This window comes from Streptomyces sp. NPDC111520 (assembly GCF_055635295.1).
This window is the reverse complement of sequence record NZ_JBVKBW010000007.1, coordinates 100,644-115,592: the sequence shown is the minus strand read 5'-3', so window position 1 is coordinate 115,592 and position 14,949 is coordinate 100,644. Positions and strand designations below refer to the sequence as shown.

General features: G+C 74.3%; 13 protein-coding genes. 5 read left to right on the top strand and 8 right to left on the bottom strand.

Annotated features, from left to right (window positions below; all coding sequences use genetic code 11):
* Window positions 1-6 precede the first annotated feature (6 nt).
* Both ACZ7MY_RS18105 and ACZ7MY_RS18100 read left to right on the top strand, forming a co-directional pair.
* Window positions 7-930, top strand: coding sequence for a squalene/phytoene synthase family protein (locus ACZ7MY_RS18105; RefSeq protein ID WP_499602908.1), 924 nt, complete (start codon window positions 7-9; stop codon window positions 928-930).
* 330 nt (window positions 931-1,260) lie between these two features.
* Window positions 1,261-2,166 (top strand): MHYT domain-containing protein, encoded by a 906-nt coding sequence (locus tag ACZ7MY_RS18100; RefSeq protein WP_499602906.1) that lies wholly within the window; start codon window positions 1,261-1,263, stop codon window positions 2,164-2,166.
* A 57-nt stretch (window positions 2,167-2,223) separates the two neighbouring features.
* Here the strand turns inward: ACZ7MY_RS18100 and ACZ7MY_RS18095 are convergent, their stop codons facing one another.
* The 6 genes from ACZ7MY_RS18095 to ACZ7MY_RS18070 are packed head-to-tail and all read right to left on the bottom strand — an operon-like array spanning window position 2,224 to window position 9,204.
* Complete coding sequence (locus ACZ7MY_RS18095; RefSeq protein ID WP_499602905.1) at window positions 2,224-3,561, bottom strand: vWA domain-containing protein; 1,338 nt, start codon at window positions 3,559-3,561, stop codon at window positions 2,224-2,226.
* On the bottom strand, window positions 3,551-4,453 hold the full coding sequence (locus ACZ7MY_RS18090) for an AAA family ATPase (protein WP_499602903.1): 903 nt from the start codon (window positions 4,451-4,453) through the stop codon (window positions 3,551-3,553). Before ACZ7MY_RS18090 ends, ACZ7MY_RS18095 begins: the two co-directional genes overlap by 11 nt.
* Entirely contained in the window at window positions 4,450-5,412 is a 963-nt protein-coding gene (locus ACZ7MY_RS18085) for an XdhC family protein (RefSeq protein ID WP_499602902.1), read from the bottom strand. The genes ACZ7MY_RS18090 and ACZ7MY_RS18085 overlap by 4 nt, the downstream gene beginning before the upstream one ends.
* Window positions 5,409-7,820 carry an aerobic carbon-monoxide dehydrogenase large subunit gene (locus ACZ7MY_RS18080; RefSeq protein WP_499602900.1) on the bottom strand — a complete coding sequence of 804 codons (2,412 nt, stop codon included), beginning with the start codon at window positions 7,818-7,820 and terminating at the stop codon, window positions 5,409-5,411. Before ACZ7MY_RS18080 ends, ACZ7MY_RS18085 begins: the two co-directional genes overlap by 4 nt.
* Entirely contained in the window at window positions 7,817-8,317 is a 501-nt protein-coding gene (locus ACZ7MY_RS18075) for a (2Fe-2S)-binding protein (protein ID WP_499602898.1), read from the bottom strand. Before ACZ7MY_RS18075 ends, ACZ7MY_RS18080 begins: the two co-directional genes overlap by 4 nt.
* Window positions 8,314-9,204: an FAD binding domain-containing protein gene (locus ACZ7MY_RS18070; RefSeq protein WP_499602896.1), complete on the bottom strand. Its 891-nt coding sequence runs from the start codon at window positions 9,202-9,204 to the stop codon at window positions 8,314-8,316. Before ACZ7MY_RS18070 ends, ACZ7MY_RS18075 begins: the two co-directional genes overlap by 4 nt.
* A gap of 159 nt (window positions 9,205-9,363) precedes the next feature.
* Here ACZ7MY_RS18070 and ACZ7MY_RS18065 point away from each other — a divergent pair, with 159 nt between their 5' ends.
* Window positions 9,364-10,323 carry a LysR family transcriptional regulator gene (locus ACZ7MY_RS18065; RefSeq protein WP_499602895.1) on the top strand — a complete coding sequence of 320 codons (960 nt, stop codon included), beginning with the start codon at window positions 9,364-9,366 and terminating at the stop codon, window positions 10,321-10,323.
* 30 nt (window positions 10,324-10,353) lie between these two features.
* Here the strand turns inward: ACZ7MY_RS18065 and ACZ7MY_RS18060 are convergent, their stop codons facing one another.
* A complete protein-coding gene (locus ACZ7MY_RS18060) occupies window positions 10,354-12,030 on the bottom strand; it encodes a substrate-binding domain-containing protein (protein WP_499602894.1) in 1,677 nt (558 codons plus the stop codon).
* Window positions 12,031-12,334: 304 nt separating this feature from the next.
* On the opposite strand from ACZ7MY_RS18060, the gene ACZ7MY_RS18055 reads away from it, so the two are divergent.
* Together ACZ7MY_RS18055 and ACZ7MY_RS18050 are read left to right on the top strand one after the other, a co-directional pair.
* Window positions 12,335-13,096 carry an SRPBCC family protein gene (locus ACZ7MY_RS18055; RefSeq protein ID WP_499602893.1) on the top strand — a complete coding sequence of 254 codons (762 nt, stop codon included), beginning with the start codon at window positions 12,335-12,337 and terminating at the stop codon, window positions 13,094-13,096.
* A gap of 8 nt (window positions 13,097-13,104) precedes the next feature.
* A complete protein-coding gene (locus tag ACZ7MY_RS18050; RefSeq protein ID WP_499602891.1) occupies window positions 13,105-14,217 on the top strand; it encodes an XdhC family protein in 1,113 nt (370 codons plus the stop codon).
* An 80-nt stretch (window positions 14,218-14,297) separates the two neighbouring features.
* Here ACZ7MY_RS18050 and ACZ7MY_RS18045 read toward each other — a convergent pair whose 3' ends face one another.
* The gene (locus ACZ7MY_RS18045; protein ID WP_499602889.1) at window positions 14,298-14,864 is read right to left on the bottom strand and encodes a cysteine hydrolase family protein; all 567 of its coding nucleotides are present in this window, start codon (window positions 14,862-14,864) and stop codon (window positions 14,298-14,300) included.
* Between the last annotated feature and the right edge of the window lie 85 nt (window positions 14,865-14,949).

Genomic DNA, 14,949 nt, shown 5'->3' with positions numbered 1-14,949 from the left:
GGCGCGATGACCAGTTGGCGGAAGACCCTCGACCGGGCCGGCATCACCGACCCCGCCCTGCGCGAGGCGTACACCGCGCAACGCGGCGTGGTCGCGGGCTTCGACCGGGCCTCGTACGCGGCCGTGCGGCTGCTGCTGCCGGCGCCGCTCGTCCCCGACGCCCTCGCGGCCACCGCCTTCATGCACCACGGCGACAACCTCCTGGACCGGGGTGCGGACGGCCGCCGTGCCTTCGGGGCATGGGAGGAGCAGGTCAGGGCGGCCCTCGCCGGGGCCGACCCGGCGGACGCCCTGACGCGCGCCCTCGCGCACACCGTCACCCGGCGGCCGGTGCTGCGCGGCATCGTCGCGGACTACCTCGTCGCCGCCCCCGCCGACGCCGAGTGGCGCGGCTTCGCCACCGAGGACGACTTCCAGGCCTACGTCGACGCGTACTCGCTGCCCGCCTTCCTCCTGGTCGCAGGACTGCTCGCGCCGGACGGCGGCTTCGACGCCTACCGCGCCGCCTGCCGCACCTTCATCGAGGCCGCCCAGCGCCTGGACTTCCTGGAGGACATGGCGGAGGACCTCGCGGAGGGGCGGCTGGGCGTCCCCGAGGACGCGCTCGCCCGCCACGGCCTGGACCGCGCGGCGCTGGAGGGGGACTCCGGACCGGAGCCGCGCCCGGAGCAGGTCTCGGCCCTCGTCCGTGAGCAGGCCGGGCTGGTCCGGGCGGGCCTCGCCGGTGCGCGCGGACTGGTGGACCTCGTTCCCGGGCCCAACCGCCCCATGGTGCGCGCGCTCATCACGCTCCAGGGCCACCGGCTGCGCGGCGCGGAGCGCGCAGGCGCGACGCTGGCCCGGCGGCCCGCGCCGCGTCCGCTGGGCCCCGCCCTGCTCACCCTCCTGCGCGCGTACGCGAGCACCCTCCGGCACCGCGCACGGCCCTGAACCGCGGACGGACTCCGGAAGAGCGAGCCGGGCGGCCGCACGGCGAGGCCAACATCCGGATTCCGGTGGGGAGTTCGAGGCGAATTCCGGTCGGCGAGAATTATCCGGGCCGGAACGCGACGTTTCCGCTTTCGTGGTTGCGCGACACTGCGGAGAACTTAATATAAGGTTCAAGCATCGGCCGTACGGGTGAGGTCCGCGCAGTCATTCACTGCGGGATCGTCCGGTGCCGCATTCCTGGACGGCGTGCCGACGGGGACAGCAGGCAATGGTGCCGGCCCGGTCCGCGCTCATGACGCCCGCCGTCCGTGCCAGGTGGGGAGTTCATTCGTGGGGCACCAGCAACATCTGTATTCGCACGCCTTCTACCCCCTGCTCGCCTACGTCATGGCGGCGGTGGGCTCGGGCCTCGGACTCGCCTGCGCCGCCCGTTTCCACGCGCGCGGTCTCGGCAAGGGCTGGCCGTGGCTGGCCGCCGGGGCGCTGACGCTCGGTTCGGGCATCTGGGGCATGCACTTCATCGCCATGCTCGGCTTCTCCGTCGACGGCGTGGAACTCCGCTACGACGTGCCGCTGACCGTGCTCAGCCTGGTCGTGGCGGTGGTGATCGTGGGCGTCGGCATGCTGGTCGCCGGCCTGAGGCGCTCCTGGGGCGGGCTGCTCGTCGGCGGCGTCGGCGCGGGGATCGGCGTGGCCGCCATGCACTACCTGGGCATGGCCGCCCTGCGCTTCCCCGGCACCTTCGACTACACGACCGCGCTCGTGGTGCTCTCCCTGGTCATCGCGGTGGTGGCCGCCACCGCGGCGCTGTGGTTCACCCTGCGGGTGACCGGGCCCCGCGCGACGGTGGGCGCCTCGCTGGTGATGGCGATCGCCATCAGCGGCATGCACTACACGGGGATGACGGCCGTCACGGTGCGGAGCGTGACCGGCATCGCGAGCAGGGACGGCGTCACCGGCATCGCCCTCGTCGCGCCGCTCATCATCGGCCTCGGCATCGAGGTGCTGCTCGTCCTCTTCGCCGTCCTGGTCAATCCCGTCGCGGCCGCCGGGAACGCCCGAACGGCGCCGCGGCAGGAATTCACGCCCCTGCCGCACGAGAACCGTCCGGCCCCCGAAGCCCCGCGCCAGGCGGAGCCGGCGACTTATCACGTCCCGGCACCCGCCTCGCGTTTCGAGGCATTCGGAGGCGGTCAGGACGACCCGTACCGCGATTCCCGCGAATACCGGGACTGAAATACCAGCGAACGAAGGTGAGAACGGCGGCCGGGCCGCCGGGGTCGTCATTTCCCGTCAGCCCGGCCCCCGTCCGCTTCCCCATTCCCTTTCTTTTCCCCCCGCACTTCGGCGTGTTCGGGTTCCCCCGCGGTTCGCGCTGCGCTGCCCGTCCCGGTACGTCCTCCCGCCGATCGCCTCCGCCACCTCCGCCAGCGCGGCGAAGGTGTGGCCGCTGACGAACGCGTCGCAGTGGGGGAGGGCCGCCGCCATGCCGCCGGCGAGCGGGCGGTACCCCGGGGCCGCCTTGCGCGGATTGACCCACACCACGCGGTGGGCCAGCCGCCGCAGCCGGGCCGCCTCGCGCCCCACGGCCCGCGGGTCCTCGCCCTCCCACCCGTCGGAGAAGATCACCACGACCGCGCCGCGTGCCATGCCCCGGCGCCCGAACCGGTCGTTGAACTCCGCCAGCGCGTGCCCGATCCGGGTGCCGCCCGACCAGTCGGAGGCCGCGGCCCCGGCCCGGCGCAGCGCCGCGTCCACCCCGTACCGCCCGCTGTGGCGGAGCACCGGGGTGAGCCGGGTCAGGCGGGTGGCGAAGACGAAGGCCTCGGCGGCGACGCCCACCGCCGCCGCGCGGGGGAAGAGCCTGAGGTAGGCGCGGGCGTACGGTTCCATCGAGCCCGAGACGTCGCACAGCAGCACCAGCGGGCGGCGCCGCGTCCGGTGGCGCGACCGGGCCAGGCGCACGGGTTCCAGTCCCGTCGCGCGGATCGCGCGCAGCGTGCGGCGCGGGTCCACCCGCCGGCCGTGCGGGTCGGCGTCGCGGCGCCGGGTCCTGCGCAGCGGGGTGTGCAGTGCGATCAGCTCCATCAGCCGGTCCAGGCCGGCCAGTTCCGCGGCCTCCAGGGCGGCGAAGTCCTTGTGCGCGAGGACCTCCGCGGTGCTCCCCAGCGTCGGCACCGTCCCCGTGGTGCCGTCCGCGTCCTCACCGGTGCGGGAGGTGCCCGCCACCCGTACCGGACCCGCGCCGGCGGGGGGCCGGCCCGGTGCCGTACGGGCGCCGGGTGACGGGGCCCGCACGCCCTCCTCGCCGGCGCCCGGCGGGGCGCCGGCGAGGTCGCCGCGCTCCGCGGGTACGCCCCCGAGCCCGCCGAAGACGGCCTCGAAGACGCCCTCGAAGGGCACGATCAGCTCCCGGTCGGTGACGAAGGCGAGCCGCGCCGCCCAGTACAGCGCCTCGCGGTCCACCGGGGGCACCAGGCGCAGCGACCGCAGGAAGCACACCGTCCGGTCGGGGGTGACCGGCAGGCCCGCGCGGCGCAGCGCCTCACCGAGCCGGCCGCCGAACTCGGCCGTGTCGAACCGCGGGAGCGGCGGCCCCACCGGTGGTGCGGACGCCGGTTCAGGCGTCACGGCCGCTGCCCACCAGCCACTCCAGGCCCCGCTCCCGCACCAGTTCCTGGTCCTCCCGGTACTTCAGCAGCGTGCCGAGCGTCGCCCCGGCGGCCTCCGCGTCCAGCCGCCGCACGCCGAGCAGGGCGAGCGCCGCGAGCCAGTCGATGCTCTCGGCGATGCCCGGGGCCTTCTGGATCCCCAGGCCGCGCAGCCGCCGCACCGCCGCCGAGATCGCCTCCGCGAGTTCCGCCGAGGTCCCCGGCACCCGGCGGCGGACGATCCGCACCAGGCGCTCGGGGTCGGGGTAGTCGATCCAGTGGTAGAGGCAGCGGCGCTTCAGGGCGTCGTGCAGATCGCGGGTCCGGTTCGAGGTGAGCACCACCACCGGAGGCACCACCGCCCGGACGGTGCCGACCTCCGGGATCGTCACCGCCGACTCGGCCAGCACCTCCAGCAGGAACGCCTCGAAGTCGTCGTCCGCCCGGTCGATCTCGTCGATCAGCAACACCGCGGGCTCCGGGCCCGGGTGGGTGAGCGCGGTCAGCACCGGGCGCCGCAGCAGGTACTCCTCCGTGAACAGGTCGGCCTCGGCCAGCCGTTCACCGCGCGACTCGGCGAGCCGGATGCCCAGCAGCTGACGCGCGTGGTTCCACTCGTACAGCGCCTCCGCCGCGTCGAGGCCGTCGTAGCACTGCAGCCGCACCAGCGGTCCGCCCAGCACCTCGGCCAGCGCCTTCGCGGCCTCCGTCTTGCCGACCCCGGCCTCGCCCTCCAGCAGCAGCGGCTGCGGCAGCCGCAGCGCCAGGAACAGCGCCGTGACCAGCCCGGGGTCCGCGAGGTAGCCGAGTTCGTCGAGGGCGCGGCGCAGCCCGGCCGGGTCCGGGACGCGCCGCTCGGTGAACGTGCTCACCGCGCCTCCGCGTGGTCGCCGCGGCCGGCCTCGAACGCGGTGCGGCAGCCCTCGCAGCAGAACCAGCGGCGTTCGCCCCCGGCGTCGGAGTACGGGGTGCCGGGCACGGCGGCCACCGTCATCCCGCAGACGGGGTCGAGCGCGGTGCGTGCGCCCTCCCCGCCCGCCGGCCCGCCGGCGGGCACCGCCGCGGCGGCCGGGCCCCGCCTCCCGTCCCCGCCCCGCACCGAGGCGACCACCTCGGCGAGGATGGACAGCGCGACCTCGCCCGGTGTGCGGGCGCCGATCCACAGGCCCGCCGGCGTCCTGACCGCCTCGCGCTGCTCGCGCGTCAGGTCCAGCCCGCCGACCACCGCCGTCCCGCGCCGCGGGCTGGCCACCAGGCCGACGTACGGCACCCCCGCGCGCACCGCCGCCGTCAGCGCGGCCTCCTCCTCGCGCCCGTGCGAGGCCACGACGACCGCGTGGACGCCGGCGAGCGCCTCCGCGTCGAACCCCCCGGCCGGGGGCCCCGCGACCTCGTAGCCGAGAGCGGGGCCGAAGCCGGCCAGGGCGCGGGCGATGGGCGTGTCGCCCAGTACCAGGACCCGTGGGACGGGGCGCCGGGGTTCGAGGAAGATCTCCAGTTCGCCGCCCGACAGGCACGGGTTGCGCAGGCTCAGCGCCCCCTCCTCGGCCTCCGCCGCCCCGGCGGCGTCATCCTCGGCCGCCTCCGGGGAGATCCGCAGCAGCAACGCCTCGCCGCTCGCCAGCGTCCGCAGCGCCTGCGCGCGGACCGTCGCCTCCGCGCAGACGCCGCCGACGAACCCCTCGATCCTGCCGTCCTCCAGCACCACGGCGGTGTCGCCGGGGCGCGCGCTCGCCGGGCGGCGGGCGCGCACCACGGTCGCCCGGACGAACGGGACGTGCCGCGCCGTGAGTTCGGCGATCCGCTCGTCCAGCGCCGGAGCCCCGCTCACTGCGGCGCCTCGACCTGGCCGTGCCGCATCGCCTGCCACACCCGGCCGGGTGTGAGCGGCATGTCGGCGTGGCGCACGCCGATCGCGTCCAGCACCGCGTTGACCACGGCCGGGGGCGAGCCGACCGTCGCGGACTCGCCGATGCCCTTGGCGCCGATCGGGTGGTGCGGGGACGGCGTGACGGTGTGCCCCAGCTCCCAGGCCGGCACCTCCAGCGCGGTCGGCAGCAGGTAGTCCATGAAGGAGCCGGACAGGCAGTTGCCGTCCTCGTCGAAGCCGATGAACTCCATCAGGGCCATGCCGACCCCGTCCGCGAGGCCGCCGTGCACCTGCCCCTCGATGATCATGGGGTTGATGCGCGTCCCGCAGTCGTCCACCGCGATGAACCGGCGGACCTTCACCGCGCCCGTGCCCGGGTCGACGTCGACCACGCAGACGTACGCCCCGAACGGGAACGTCAGGTTGGGCGGGTTGTAGACCGTCGTGGCCTCCAGATGGCCCTCGACGCCCTCCGGCAGCTCCAGCGCGCCGTGCGCCGCCAGGGCGATCTCCTGGATCGTCCGGGTCATCGCCGGGTCGCCCTTGACCGACCAGCGGCCCTTGGTCCACTCCAGGTCCTCCGGGGACACCTCCAGCATCGCCCCCGCGATGATCCGCGCCTTGTCGCGCACCTTGCGCGCCACCAGCGCGGCGGCCGCGCCCGACACCGGGGTGGAACGCGAGCCGTAGGTGCCCAGGCCGAACGGCGTCTGGTCGGTGTCGCCGTGGACGACGTCGATGTCCTCGGGAGGGATGCCCAGTTCCTCGGCGACGATCTGCGCGAACGTCGTCTCGTGGCCCTGGCCCTGCGTCTGCACGCTCAGCCGCACCACGGCCTTGCCGGTGGGGTGGACGCGCAGCTCGCAGCCGTCGGCCATGCCCAGGCCCAGGATGTCCATGTGCTTGCGCGGGCCCGCGCCGACCGTCTCGGTGAAGAACGACAGCCCGATGCCCATCAGTTCGCCGCGCTCGCGCTTCTCCGCCTGTTCACGGCGCAGATCCTCGTACCCCGCGAGGTCCATCGCCTTGCGCAGGCAGGCCGGGTAGTCGCCGGAGTCGTACTCCCAGCCCGTCTTGTTCTGGTACGGGAACTGCTCGGGCCGTAGCAGGTTGCGCATCCGCAGCTCCGCCGGGTCGGCGCCGAGTTCGGCGGCGAGGCAGTCCACCATGCGCTCGATCAGGTAGACGGCCTCGGTGACGCGGAAGGAGCAGGCGTAGGCCACCCCGCCCGGCGCCTTGTTGGTGTAGACGCCGGTGACCTCGCAGTGCGCGGCCTCGATGTCGTACGAACCGGTGAAGATGTGGAAGAAGCCCGCCGGGTACTTGGTGGGCTGCGCCGTGGAGTTGAAGGCGCCGTGGTCGGCGAGGACCTTGACGCGCACCCCGAGGATCCGCCCCTCGCGGGTCGCCGCGATCTGCCCGGTCATGTGGTAATCGCGGGCGAAGGAGGTGCTCATCAGGTTCTCGGAGCGGTCCTCCACCCACTTCACCGGCCGGCCCGTGACGATCGAGCCGACGACCGCGCACACGTAACCGGGGTAGATGCCGACCTTGTTGCCGAACCCGCCGCCGATGTCGGGGGAGATGACCCGGATCTTGTGCTCCGGCAGCCCCGCGACCATCGCGTACAGGGTGCGGTGCGCGTGCGGCGCCTGGGTGGTCGTCCACAGCGTCAGCTTGCCGTCGACGGGGTCCATGGAGGCCACCGCGCCGCAGGTCTCCAGCGGCGCGGGGTGCACGCGCGGGTAGAGCATCGTCTGCTCGACGACGACGTCAGCGCCGGCGAACACCTCGTCGGTGGCGGCCCGGTCGCCGGCCTCCCAGTCGAAGATGTGGTTGTCGGTACGGCCCTCCAGGTCGTCGCGGATGACCGGCGCCGCCGGGTCGAGGGCGCGGCGGGCGTCGACGACCGGGTCGAGCGGCTCGTAGTCCACGTCGATCAGCTCGATGGCGTCACGGGCCGCGTAGTGGTCCTCGGCGACGACGAAGGCGACCTCCTGGCCCTGGAAGCGCACCTTGTCGGTGGCGAGCACCGCCTGGCTGTCCATCGACAGCGTCGGCATCCACGCCAGGCCCAGCCCGGCCAGCGTCTCCCCGGTGATCACGGCCTTCACCTTGGGGTGCGCCTCGGCGGCTGAGGTGTCGACGGACACGATCCGGGCGTGCGCGAAGGGGCTGCGCAGCACCGCCCCGTGGAGCATCCCGGGCAGCTTCACGTCGTCCACGTAGCGGCCCTTGCCGCGGACGAAGCGCGGGTCCTCCTTGCGCTTCATCCGGCCGAAGCCGATCGGCCGCTCCTCGGCGGGGGCGGCGGGGGCGGCGAGCGCGCCGGGAGCTGCCGGGCCCGCGGGTTCCTCGACGGTGGTCATGCCTGGCTCCCCGCTTCCTCACGGCCGGCGGACTCGTGGGCGGCGGCCCACCGGATGGCCTTGACGATGTTGAGGTAGCCCGTGCACCGGCACAGCTGCCCCGAGATGGCCTCGCGGACCTCGTCCTCCGTCGGGTCGGGGTTGCGGTCCAGCAGCGCCCGGCCGCTGAGCATCATCCCCGGGGTGCAGAAGCCGCACTGCAGCCCGTGCTCCTCGATGAAGCCCTGCTGCACCGGGTCGAGCCGGTCCCCGTCCGCCAGCCCCTCGACGGTGCGGACCTCGTGGCCCTCGGCCATGGCGGCCAGGACCGTACAGCTCTTGACCGGCTCGCCGTCCATCAGCACCACGCAGGTCCCGCAGTTGCTGGTGTCGCAGCCCCAGTGCGTCCCGGTCAGCTCCAGGTCGTCACGGAGGAAGCGGACGAGCAGATGGCGGGCCTCCACCTCACGGGTGTGGTCCTCGCCGTTGACGTTCACCGTGATCCGCACGTCCGTCATCCCTCCTTCGCGGCCGTGGCCGGGGCGGCGGCCCGGGCGACGGCGCGCCGCAGGGCCCTCTTGGTCAGTTCTCCGGCCAGGTGCCGCTTGTAGTCCGCGCTCCCGCGACCGTCGGTGACGGGCGAGCAGCTCGCCGACGCCACGCGTCCGGCCTCCTCGACGAGCTCCGGCGACGGCTCACGGCCCTCCAGGAGCCCCTGCACCGCCTCCGCGTGCAGCCCGTCGGCGCCGACCGCCGCCAGACCGACCCCGACGTGCGTCATGCGCCCGCCGTCCAGGCAGAGCGCCACCCCGGCCGCCGCCACCGCCCAGTCGCCGGCCTTGCGCTCCAGCTTCTCGTAGGCGCTGCCGGAGCGCGGCCGTACGGGGAAGCGCACCTCGGTGAGCATCTCCCCGGCGCCGACCGCCGTCTCGTACGGGCCGCGGTGGAAGTCGGCCATGGGGACGGTGCGTTCCGCGTCCACGCCGCGGATCACGGCCACCGCGTGCAGCGCCGCGCACACCGCCGACAGGTCCTCGGAGGGGTCGGCCTGGCACAGCGAGCCGCCGATGGTGCCGCGGTTGCGGACCGGCGGGTCGGCGATCACCCGCTCGGCGTCGTGGATGATCGGGAAGTGCCGGCCGACCAGCGGCGACTCCAGCAGGGTGCGGTGCCGGGTGAGGGCCCCGACCCGCAGTTCGCCGCCGGTCTCGTCGATGTGGTCGAGTTCGGTGAGGTCGTTGATGTCGACGAGCACCTCCGGCCCGGCCAGACGCAGTTTCATCATGGGGAGCAGGCTGTGCCCTCCCGCGAGGACCCTTGCCTCCTCGCCGAAGCGCCCCAGGAGTTCCAGGGCCTCCTCCACGCTCTGCGCCCGCTGGTACTCGAACGAAGCGGGTACCTGCACGGCACCCTCCTTCCCTGCCCGGACGGTGGACGGTGTGGGTCGTTGCGGGGTGCATGTGGGGGGAACACTCGCGCCGCGGACGGGACCGGTCAACGGCAACTGAAGAGAATGGTTAATACGGACTGCGACAGTTGACGCTCGAACAGATGTAATGTCCCCATGACGCTCACGCAGTTGCGGGCCTTCGTCGCCGTGGCCCGGCTGGGATCGGTCAAGGCCGCCGCCGAGTCGCTGGGCGTCACCGAGCCCGCCGTCTCCGGGGCCGTCGCGGCACTCCGCCGCGAACTGGGCGACGTCCTGTTCATCCGCTCCGGCGGCGGCATCAGCCTGACCCCCGGCGGCCAGCGCCTCGCCGCGGGGGCCGCCGAGATCGTCGGCCTGGCCGAGGAGACCCGCCACCGGGTGCGGCAGGCCAGCGCCGGCACCGCCCAACTGCGTGTCGCCTCCACCGAGACCGGCGCCGAGCAGGTGCTCCCCGCCCTGCTCGCGGCCTTCGGGCGGCGCCAGCCCGACCTGGACGCCGACACCCTCGCGGTGCCCGTCGGGGTCTTCGGCGAACTCCTCAGGGACCGCAGGGCCGACGTCACGATCGGGCCCGCGCCCGCAGCGCACCCGGCGATCGAGTCCGTGCCCTTCCTCCGCTTCCAGTTGGTCGTCGTCGCGGCGCCCGGTCACCCCCTGCGGCAGCAGTCCCGCATCGCGCCCGGCCGGCTCAGCCGCGAGCCCTGGCTCCTCGGCCCCGCCGGCATGGACCCCGACACGCTCGCCGGCGCCCTCCTCTCCCGCATCGGCGTCGACCCCGCCAAGGCCACCGCCTTCCCGAGCGTGACCGCCTCGCTCAACGCCGTCGCCGCGGGCGACGGCGTGACGCTGGCCCTGCTGCACGTCGTGCGCGAGGAGCTGCGCCGCTCCCACCTCGTCGTCCTCGACGTCCTCGGCCTGCCCGTCAACGGCATGCTCTACGCGAGCACACTCGCCCCGGACCGCCGCTCCGCCGTCGCCGCCGCGCTGTGCCGGTTCGTCACGACCCCCGCCGCCACCCAGGCCCTGCTGGCCCGCTCCAACGGCGTCCCGCTGACGGAGTTCCGGCCGCCCGTCCACGTCACCCTCTGGAGCTGACCCGCCGCCGCCTCCGCGCGTCGGCGCGCGTCAGCCGTCACCGCACTTCATCGCCTCCACCCGGGAGTCCTCCAGCTCCCGGCACGGCAGGAAGCCCCGGCCCTCGAGGAGCTTGGAGACGCCCCGGCTGCGCAGGAAGTCGAGGAAGGCGCGGGTGATCCCGGTCGCGTCCTCGCGGGTGTAGAGGACCTCGGAGGCCCAGAAGGGGTAGTCGCCGGCGAGCACGCTCTCCCTCGTGGGCGCCGTGCCGTTGACCGGGACGGTCCGGACGTGCGGGAAGAAGGGCAGGGCGTCGGCCTCGGCGTAACCCACGGCGTTCTCGGTGCGGTTGACGTAGTCCAGCAGTTCCATCGTGGACCCCACGGAACAGATCCTCGGGGCGTTCGCGGAGCCCTTGCCGTCGGCCGCGTCGGTCCTGTCTGCCCCGTCGGAACCGTCGCCGCTCCGCTCGGGGACCGGGCAGGGGGAGGCGGGCGTGGTGGGGCGCGTGCCGAGCACCCGCTCCTCGAAGACGTCCCGGGTCCCGGAGCCCTCCGCGCGGACGACCACCACGGGCGCCTGCTCGAACCGCTCGTCGGCGTCGTCCACCGTGCCTCCGGCGAACACCTGCCGCAGCTCCTCCTGGGTCAGCCCGCGGTCCCACAGCTCAGGGTCGTCGGAAAGATCCTCGTTGGCCACGACGGCGAAGACGAGCACCCCGACGTGGTGGCCGTCGAGCCCCTTCTCCGGCGGCTGCCCGGGCACGGTGTCCACCATCGCGATGGTCTCGTCGGCCGGGGTGGCCCGCAGCTTCGCCAGCCCCTGGCGGCTGCCGGTCGCCTCGAGCGACACCCTGGCCCCCGTACAGCGTTCCTCGTACGACTCCTTGACCTGGTGGGCGAGGGGGGAGAAGGCGGTCGACCCGGCCACGGTGAGCTCACTGCCGGAGCAGGTGGCGTTCAGCGCGAGGCTCCGGTTGTTCGCGTAGGTGCCCGCGCCCAGGCTCAAGGCCGCCACCAGCATCACCACGATGCCGGCCGCCCACCGGCGCCTGGCCCGGCCCGCCGTCCGCTTGATGCGCCCGCCGCGTACCTTCCCGCCCGCGGTGATCTTGGGCGGCTTGGCCGAGGAGCCGTTCCGGCTGTCCTCCAGGAGCACCAGCAGGCGGAAGCGGTCACGCCGGTTGAGGGTGAACAGCGGCAGGGTGATCGTGTCCGTACGCGGCAGGGCGTCCTCGGTGGCGGACTGCCGGACGGCGGGGCCGGAGTCGGCCCCGGCGGGGTGGGCGGCGGCCGGGGAGGTGTCGGCCGGCACCGGGGCGGCCTGCGCGGGCACCCGCGGCCGCAGGGCCGTCTCCAGCGTCTCGTTGGCGTCCCGGACCTTGAAGTGCACGACCTTCCGGCCCGCGAAGGTGAAGGTCAGCGGCCCCGGGAAGTGCTCCGGTTCGAGCGTCTGCACCCCCGAGTTGCGGACCTCCAGGATGACCAGGCTGCCCTCGCTGATCTGCTGGCCCTGCCAGTGGATCTCCCACATCCCGGGCGGCGGCTGGTTGTTGATGTGCTTGTTGATGGGCCCGTTGTAGACCTCGCTCCAGCTGATGCGCCGCCAGCCCTGGTAGCGGTCCAGCCAGAAGGCCACGACGCTGGCGCTGACGGCGCAGACCACGGCGCCCGCCCACATCTGCCCGTCGCTCAGCCCGCCGAAGAAGTCGGCGATCGTGTCGAACACTCCCGTCCCCCTGCCCGAGTGCCGTCCCGGAAGGAAGGAATGATCGGCAACGGAGGCTCATGGGACGCCACGGCACGCTGTACGGCGTGTGAACAGGCCCCCAACAGCGTGACGACTCGTCAATTTCCTTGCGGCACAACCCGTTCCTTCGGTCCGGGACACCGCGGAGGCGGTCCGGCCCAGGGAGCCGGTGTCTTAAGCGAACGCTGAACTGCGCGTTGACGGCCCGCGGCGGCGGGCCCAAGGTGTGGGCACCGTCCGGGACCGCCGGCGACGCCCCCACCGGAAGAGAGGTCTGCCCTCGATGGACTTCACCAACGAGTTCCGAGTGAGCCTGCCGCCGGACCAGGCCTGGGCGCTGCTCACCGACGTCGAGCGCATCGCGCCCTGCATGCCGGGCGCCCAGCTCACCGGGCGGGACGGCGACACGTACACCGGGCTGGTGAAGGTGAAGGTCGGCCCGGTGACCGTCCAGTACAAGGGCACCGCCGCCTTCGAGGAGCAGGACCCCGGCAGCCGGACGGCGGTGCTGCGAGCGCGCGGGCGCGACGCCCGGGGCCAGGGGAACGCGGACGCGCGCATCACCGCGCGGCTGGTGCCCGACGGCGAATCGACGCGGGTGACGGTCGGGACGAAGCTGACGATCACCGGCAAGGTCGCGCAGTTCGGCAAGGGCATGATCGAGGAGGTCAGCCGGAAGCTGCTCGGGCAGTTCGTGGAGGCCTTGGAGCGGCAACTGGCGCAGGAGCGCACCCCGGAGCCGGCGACGGTCGGCGGGGGCGGGGCCGCGGCCGCGGCTACGGCGCCGTCCTCGGCCGCCAGCGCGGAAGGCGACGCGCAAGGCGAGGCGCAGGGCGAGCCCCGGCTCGTCGCGGACGGCGCGCCGCCGGCCCCGGAGCCGTCCCCCGAACCAGCCCCCGAACCGCCCCCCGCCCCGGTGCGGACCACGCCGGAGCCGGAGCCGATCGACCTCATGGGCGTCGCCAGGGGCGCCGTGCTCAAGCGGGCGATCCCGGCCGTCGTCGCGGTGGTCGTGGTGGTCCTGCTCGTCGTCTGGCTCGTCTGAGGCCCGCGATGCGTGAGCTGGCCGGCCCCCTCCGCTCCTGGTACGAGGAGGGACGCACCGTCGGACTCGCCACCGTCGTCGCCGCCTACCGCAGCGCGCCCCGCCCCCCGGGCGCGGCGATGGCGGTGTCCGCCGGGGGCGAGGTCGCCGGGAGCGTGTCCGGCGGCTGCGTCGAAGCCGCCGTGTACGAGGTGGCGCGCGAGGTCGTTCGTACGATGACGCCGCAACTGCACCAGTACGGGATCAGCGACGACGACGCCTTCGCCGTCGGTCTCACCTGCGGCGGCACCATCGACGTCTTCGTCGAGCCGGTCTCCCCGGCCGGCTTCCCCGAACTGCCCGCCGTCCTCGACGACATGGCGGAGGGCCGGGCCGTCGCCGTGGCCACCACCGTCTCCGGCCCCGGCACCGGCACACGCCTGGTGGTACGCCCCCAGGGACGCTCGGGCGGGCTCGGCTCCGCTGCACTGGACGACGCCGTCACCGACGACGCCCGCGCCATGCTGGCCCGCGGCACGAGCGGGCTGCGCCGCCACGGCGATCGGCGGGTCTTCGTCCGTTCCTACGCGCCGCCGCCCCGTCTGCTGGTCTTCGGCGCCACCGACTTCGCCGCCGCCCTCGCCCGGCAGGGCGCACTCCTCGGCCACCGGGTCACGGTCTGCGACGCACGCCCGGTGTTCACCACCGCGGCCCGCTTCCCCGACGCCCACGAGGTCGTCGTCGCCTGGCCGCACCGCTACCTCGCGGCGGAGTCGGAGGCCGGCCGCGTCGACGCCCGCACGATGGTGGCCGTCCTCACCCACGACCCGAAGTTCGACGTACCGCTGCTGGAGGTGGCGCTCCGGCTGCCGTTCCTGGGGTTCGTCGGGGCGATGGGCTCCCGGCGCACCCATGAGGACCGCCTCGAACGGCTCCGGCGCGCGGGCCTGACCGAGTCCGAACTCACGCGCCTGAGTTCGCCGATCGGGCTCGACATCGGTGCCCTGACCCCCCAGGAGACGGCGGTGTCCATCGCCGCCGAGATCATCGCGGGGCGGCGCGGCGGCTCCGGGTCCCCGCTCAGCGGCACGGCGGGACCGATCCACGCCGCGGCGGTCCACGCGGGCCGCGGCGCCCTCTGACCGGACGCCGTCCGCCCGGTCCCCTCGGCGTGGGCCGCACGCACGGCCCACTCCGAGGCGACCCGTAGGGCCCGGCGGGCTCAGCCCGCGTCGGCCGCCGCGAAGGAGACCTCGGCGGTGTCGAGGGTGCCGCCACGGCGCCCGGGGGCGTTCTGGTGCCTCCAGTACAGGTTGGTGTGCGCGATCACCTGCTCCGGCCCGGGCGCCCCGTACGGGCTGAGGTCCTCCGTGGTGTGCGCGTCGCCGACGAGGGTGACGTCGTAGCCGCGGACGAGCCCCCCGTGCAGGGTCGAGCGGATGCACGCGTCGGTCTGGGCGCCCGTGACGACCAGCCGGCCCACGCCGCGGTCGGCGAGCACCGCCTCCAGCTCGGTGTCCTCGAAGGAGTCGCCGTAGAGCTTGTGGATCAGCGGCTCCGACTCCTCACGCACGAGCTCCGGCACGTACTGCCAGCCCTCGCTGCCCTTCTCGAGGTCCTCGTCCGAGTGCTGCACCCAGATCACCGGCACGTCCTCGGCCCGCGCCTTGCCGATCAGGGTGTTGATGTTCGCGATGACGTCGTCCCGGTTGTGGGAGCCGGTCACCACCCCGTTCTGCACGTCGATGACGAGCAGCGCGGTGTTCGGACGGTCGGAAAGGGTCGTCATGGGACTTCCAGTCTCTCGTCGCGGTTCCTGGTCGTCCCCACCCTAGGCCGCCCCACTGACAATCCGTCCCCGGGCGGCCAGGGGC